This is a genomic window from Pedobacter sp. 01T416_2 (genome assembly GCF_056398925.1).
The window spans coordinates 1-6158 of the sequence record NZ_JBFTQI010000334.1 but is presented as its reverse complement, the minus strand read 5'-3'; the positions used below and the strand labels follow the sequence as shown (position 1 = coordinate 6158).

The 6158-nt window shown below is 38.3% G+C and carries 5 protein-coding genes and 1 pseudogene; 2 read left to right on the top strand and 4 right to left on the bottom strand.

The genetic code is table 11. The features are described 5' to 3' along the window. Positions 1-1573: Xaa-Pro dipeptidyl-peptidase (locus AC1DPQ_RS14815; protein ID WP_477609975.1), on the bottom strand; the 1573-nt coding region annotated here is incomplete at its 3' end. Positions 1574-2030: 457 nt separating this feature from the next. On the opposite strand from AC1DPQ_RS14815, the gene pnuC reads away from it, so the two are divergent. Both pnuC and AC1DPQ_RS14805 read left to right on the top strand, forming a co-directional pair. Continuing rightward, a complete protein-coding gene (gene pnuC / locus AC1DPQ_RS14810; RefSeq protein WP_029275787.1) occupies positions 2031-2651 on the top strand; it encodes a nicotinamide riboside transporter PnuC in 621 nt (206 codons plus the stop codon). 30 nt (positions 2652-2681) lie between these two features. Then, positions 2682-3770, top strand: coding sequence for an acyl-CoA dehydrogenase family protein (locus AC1DPQ_RS14805; RefSeq protein ID WP_477609973.1), 1089 nt, complete (start codon positions 2682-2684; stop codon positions 3768-3770). Here the strand turns inward: AC1DPQ_RS14805 and msrA are convergent, their stop codons facing one another. The 3 genes and pseudogenes from msrA to AC1DPQ_RS14790 form a co-directional block, all read right to left on the bottom strand. Beyond that, positions 3771-4313, bottom strand: a complete 543-nt coding sequence (gene msrA / locus AC1DPQ_RS14800) for a peptide-methionine (S)-S-oxide reductase MsrA (protein ID WP_477609971.1) — start codon at positions 4311-4313, stop codon at positions 3771-3773. A 326-nt stretch (positions 4314-4639) separates the two neighbouring features. After that, entirely contained in the window at positions 4640-5689 is a 1050-nt protein-coding gene (locus AC1DPQ_RS14795) for a hypothetical protein (RefSeq protein ID WP_477584640.1), read from the bottom strand. A 97-nt stretch (positions 5690-5786) separates the two neighbouring features. Next, positions 5787-6158 (bottom strand): annotated as a pseudogene (locus AC1DPQ_RS14790) (class I SAM-dependent methyltransferase); the annotation flags it as partial.

Genomic DNA, 6158 nt, shown 5'->3' with positions numbered 1-6158 from the left:
ATTTTACACCATTTCCTTCTGTCCAGGGTAAAGCAACCAACCAAACGGAGAAATTAGCTGCTGGTTTATTGCTGGCCAACTTAACGGTAAACTGTGTTAAGCCTGATAAATGAACTGCTTCTTTTAATGTAGGACTTACATAAAGCAAGCGATGTTCTGAATTTTCGGCTTTTGCCAGCTCACTGCCCGAAAAAGAAACATCATCTACTAAAGTTTCTGCAGATTGTTTCTGTGGTTTAGTGGTATATAGGCTTCCATGGTTCTTTCTTCCTGCTCCAAGGTAAAGTTTTACATTACTGGCATCTGGGTTTGGATAATCGGCGTATGGTGTTGGATTCGAATTAGGTTGATTTTCTCTCACAATCCAGGCTTTGGGATCTTTCTCCACACCGTTTTCAATTCCAAACAAATAACGGGTAAACCACCTGTTCATCATTTTCATTGGAGGCGGGCCACCATGTCCTTGCTGGTGATAATAAATTTGTACGGGTAAACCTTTGGCTTCAGCCGCTTTATAAATTCGATAGCTATGTTCAGGCATTACATTCCAGTCATTAAAGCCGTGCGACATCAGTAAGGCCGCTTTCATGGGTTTCATGGCATTTAAATAGTCTCTACCTGCCCAAAATTTATTGTAATCACCAGTTATACGATCCATTCCCTGGGCCATTTCTTCATCTCTTATTGTTTTATTTGCATATGCTCTTTTATCTTCTGCGCCACTGTGTATGTAATCGTATAAAACATCAACATCTTCTCCTAAATAACCGCCAGGACTTCTTACTAAGCCATTTGAACGATAATAATGATAGTAAGAGGTATTTGGCGCGATAGGTATGATGGCCTTTAGCCCTTCAACGCCGGTAGTTGCCGCTGCAAGCGGGATTGTCCCATTATACGAAGTTCCTGTCATTCCAACATTTCCCGTACTCCAATAAGCTTTAACTTTTTCGTTCCCATCAGCAGTGGTATAACCATTATCCTTTCCCCCCAGCCATTCGATAACGGCTTTTGGTGCTAACGATTCGTTTATTCCACCTACTGTTGGAGACCCTTGCGAAAGTCCGGTACCTGGCGAGGAAGAGTGTATTATAATAAAACCTCTTTTAACCCATTCTCTAATTAAAGAGTTTGAGATAATTGGTCTTTTGCCCGTGCGTGTTACCTCTGGGTGTACACGAGTTACAGCAGATTTTTCGCCAATTTCGTGCTTTACATCCCAAAATACACCTTTATCGTTTCCGGCCGTTCCGGCGTAATATGGGCTTGATTCGTAAATGACAGGTAATTTTAGTCCCTCTGTTTCGGTTTGGTAGGGACGTGTAACATCAACATGCATGCGGTCAGGTTTCCCATCGCCGTCAGTATCAAATGTTGTTTCTACCCATAAATCGGTACGGATCCACTTGTCGGGCGTATCGAATAAGGTTACAATTTGTGCTTCACCATCTTTAAATACAGGAATGGTTTTAGCGGCTTCATTTTTTTCTTGTGCAAAAGCAGAAAAAGCCAATGGAATTAATAAAAAGGGGAGTTTAAATAATTTACCTTTTTTAATATTAAGGTTTATCATGGTTTTTAGTATTAAAATAGTTTATAGTTGTTTCCTTTGTGTTGTAAAAACAAAAAACAAGGTTTTTTTTGAAATTTGCTGCTTCGAAATTAATTAATTATAGTTATATAATGCTATTTTAAAGCGAAGCTCCTTGTATTTGATCATCTGGATGAATCTGAACAGATACGCGGCCACTGATTATTATTTCTTATATTTGCCTTGCTCAAAGGGGTGCTTTTTGATCTTGCAATGTCTGTTGCCTTCAATTTGCTGAGATTATACCCATTTAGAGGTTTAAGCCAAAAGGTTTAAGGTATAGGGTTTAGCCTTAGGCCCTACACCCCCAAACCTTACACCTTCTAATGAACCTGATGCGGGTAATGCCGCCGTAGGAAGAGGTTAAAATTTACAAAACTGTTTCGCCCCGAAAACAGGATCTAATTATTTTTACTGGCTGCAAGGCAAATTATTGTAAATGAATTTTCAAGATTGGTTTAAGCTTTTTCAGGAGCAGATTTTACACACCTCATTAATCGAATGGTTGGCTGTAGGTTTTGGGGTATCTGAAGTTTTACTGGCGAAGAAGAATAGTATCTGGCTTTATCCAACAGGAATAATTTCGATCCTGTTATCGATGTTTCTACTCTTAAATGTAAAGCTGTATGCAGAAACCTTACTGAGCATTTATTATCTGGTGATGAGCGTTTACGGATGGATCATCTGGAAGAAAAGAAAACAGGACGGAGAAAATCAGGTTTCATGGTCGAGCAATAAAGAATTAACCATTGCTGTTTTAATTTCTGTGATTGGTTTCGGCGTACTTTATCTTGTATTGAGGCATTATACCGATTCGGATGTGCCTGTTTTTGATGCCTTTGTATCTTCAACAGCGTGGGCAGGTATGTGGCTGTTGGCCAAGCGTAAAATAGAAAACTGGATATTCCTGAACATTTCGAATATTGTTGCCATTCCATTGCTGTTTCATAAAAAGCTTCCACTCATGGCCTGTTTAACTACATTTTTATTCACCGTAGCCATATTTGGATTTTTAGACTGGAAGAAGATCATAAACAAAAGTAGACTCAAATTGGCTTAATTACCTTCCTAGGTAAAGCAAAAAATAATCATGCAAGAAACATTAAGCATCACCTGGCAAGAAAAAGTAAAAGCTTATGCAGCGCTTTCTGAAGAAATGGGTAAACTTCATCCCGAAATTTTAGAACTGGCCTATCAGGAAAATTGGTTTAAGCTTTTTGTGCCCGAAATTTATGGCGGACCAAACAAAAAACTTCCTGAAATTTTAAGATTGGAGGAAGAATTGGCTGAAGCTGATGGAAGTTTAGGCTGGACCATTACACTCTGTGCAGGTGCAGGCTGGTTTGCCGGATTTTTAAATCCTAAATTGGCTGCAGAGATTTTTGCTGATCGTGAAGTTTGTTTTGCCGGGAGTGGTGCCGTTGGTGGGGTGGCCATTAAAACGCAAAGTGGGTATCTGCTCAATGGAAAATGGAGCTATGCCAGCGGGGCATTGCACGCCACTATATTTACAGCCAATTGCACGCTTAAAAACGAAAATGGTGATGATATTTTAGATGAAAATGGAGAACCTGAAATAAAATCATTTATCCTTAAAAAGGAGGAAGTAAATATTTTACCCGGATGGTCTTACTTTGGTTTAATTGCAACAGGCAGTCATGCCTTTGAAGTTTGTGATTTAAACGTCGACGAAAATAGGACCTTTAAAATTAACCAGCATATTGAAGTGGCAGATTCAGGCTTTGATTATCCCTTTTTACAGCTCGCAGAAACCACGTTAACAGTAAACAGTTTAGGGATGACCAATCATTTTATCAAACTGGTAGAGCAATCTTTTTACTCGCGTTCTGGATTGGGGAGATATAATGAAGCGCAAATTTTGTTCTTTAACAACGAACTTAACCGTTGTAAAGAAGAGGTACTAGGTCTTCGTGCCAAATTCTACCATGCGTTTGAGGAGTCCTGGAATCAGTTAATGGGCGATGGTGAAATTAATGAGGATATCTTAATGGAGGTGAGTTCAATCAGTCGTAAATTGGCCCATGCCTGTTGGAAATCGGCAGCTACTTTATTCCCATACTGTGGCTTAGCGGCTGCAAAAAAGGAATCAGAAATTAATAGGGTTTGGAGAGATATTCATACGGCAAGCCAACATGCTTTACTTACTTTCGAAATTTAATTATTCCAAAAGCGCTGGTTTAATTTTATCTTTAAAATCAGTAGCAAACTTATTAAGTTTAGGTTGTATCACAAATGCACAATAAGGTTTCCCCTGATTGTTGCTAAAATAGTTTTGATGATAATCTTCAGCCTCATAAAATTCGGCTATAGGAGAAACTTCTGTCGCAATGGGCTTATCGAAAATATGTTGTTGGGTTAAATCTTCGATCATTTTCTCCGTCTGTTTTTTCYGATCTTCATTTTCATAAAAAACCACCGAGCGGTATTGCGTGCCAACATCATTACCCTGCCTATTTAAAGTTGTTGGATTATGGGTTTTAAAGAATACCAATAAAAGCTCATTGAACGAAATAACACTTTCATCGAATGAGATTCGAATTACTTCTGCGTGTCCGGTATCGCCGTTACAAATTTCCATATAGGTAGGATGCTTTAAATCTCCCCCCATATAGCCTGATGTAACCTGGCTTACTCCATTTAACGTCTGAAAAACGGCTTCGGTGCACCAAAAGCAGCCGCCGCCAAATGTTGCTGTTTGCATATCCTACGTATATAAAATCTATTCCAATTTTTAGATCAATCAAAAAAAGACATTTTTTTGATATTAAAGATTGGTTGGGTATCGATTATTCCTATAAGTTTTAAGGAGGTGCTATTTGGACAGCGCTTTAGGATAAATACTTCAATATCCTTAAGACTAGGTAATCTTAATTAACTACAGATAAAAAAGGATGCATACAGATATAAGAATCTGTGTGTATCTGTGATTAAAAATTAACTAAATGAAATTGATAAATACATCACAAAATGTATCTTATATAGCATGAAAACAAAAAAGCCTGTAATTACGATTACAGGCTTCTACTTTTATTGATATTGAATATATATCGGTTTTGGTGTAAGCTTTAACAGCTCTTCTGGAGTCATCAAACGCTTCGGATCTTTCTTTAGATCATTTTTGTAAAACAATTTAAAGCCAGTAAACTGTACAGGCTCGCCCTGTATAAAGTGGCGGTAGGTGCCTTTTTTCAATTCAGGTTCGCCCCATCCATCCATATGTACCACAACCTGAACCTCAGGACGTAATTTAATATTAGCAGAATTCGTTACCATTTTCTTTGTAAAACGGTGCAATACAAATACTTTTGGAGGCAAGTTGTATTTTTTAACAATATCTGCTAAATATCCGGTTACATAGTTAACATCGGCAGCATCGTAGGTGCCGATTTTTTTGCCTGGCAATGTTCCGTCTTTCATCGAAAATTCAGGGTCGATACCTAAATGAACGTATGGCAATTCCAGGTATTTTGCGATATGAGGTAACTCGGCTTTTATTGTGCTTAAAGCTACCTGAAGATCTAAAAATACAATGGTATTAGGCTGCATTTTGGCAATTTTCAAAACAGAATCAATCTGTTTGTTGCCCATTCTGTTGATGTATTTTCCATCTTTCCCCGGTGTTCCACTTGCTACTGCAGCAATATAGTGTAATCCTGGTTGTACAGGGGTAGAGGGATCAGCCTTTTCCCAATGTTTAACCTCAGCATTTAAACGTTTCCACATTTCTTTAGGCGCATATTCGCCAAGCGCACCCATTTTTTTCGAATGTAGGTTTCCATAATAAACAACGATGCGTTTAAAAGGTAAAATGGCTCCCGCCAAAGGATATGGTTGTTTTTTTACTGGCCATCTTCCGGTAGTATCTCCGTTTGCCAGTTTTTTCACCAACGAATCGTAAAGCTTTGGATCAACAGGTTTCATTACGTTTACCGTTGAGTCCGTTTTCTTTTTAGTTGAATCAGAAGAGAAGATTTTGCCGATACCGCCACTGCTCTTACCGTCTGAATTACAGTTGGCAAATAAGCTGATTGCGGCAAAACCAAGTATTAGTGTGCCTGCTAATTGAGGGAATTTCATAAATATTATATAGATAATTAAAGTTTAGACAGTTTCCGAATCTGTTTTGATGAAAGTAGGGTGGAAATCTGGTAGTTTAAAATAAAGTAATCAACATTTACACATTACAGAATTTGCCAAAAACACCCAATGGCAATTTAATGCCCGAAGTAGCTTGTAGAAACAGTTCTCCGGTTTCGAGGTTTTTAACTGATGGGAATGAGGTACGGATTAAATTTTCTACAATTACCGACGAAAACCCTAATGAATAAGTATTTAGGATTAAGAAGTGTTCTTTTTCATCCAGCAGTTGTACCACATCCTGCATCATTTCCTGAATATGATCTTCCAGTTTCCATTTTTCGCCATTAGGGCCGTGGCCATAAGCAGGAGGGTCTAAAATGATTCCGTTGTATTTTTTGCCTCTTTTTAATTCTTTTTTTACAAACTTTAAGGCATCTTCTACCATCCAACGGGTATCCTTCAAGCC

Coding starts and splice junctions, on each gene's coding strand:
- AC1DPQ_RS14805 (WP_477609973.1), top strand. CDS start 2,682: ATGCAAGAAACATTAAGCATCACCTGGCAAGAAAAAGTAAAAGCTTAT.
- pnuC (WP_029275787.1), top strand. CDS start 2,031: ATGAATTTTCAAGATTGGTTTAAGCTTTTTCAGGAGCAGATTTTACAC.
- AC1DPQ_RS14795 (WP_477584640.1), bottom strand. CDS start 5,689: ATGAAATTCCCTCAATTAGCAGGCACACTAATACTTGGTTTTGCCGCA.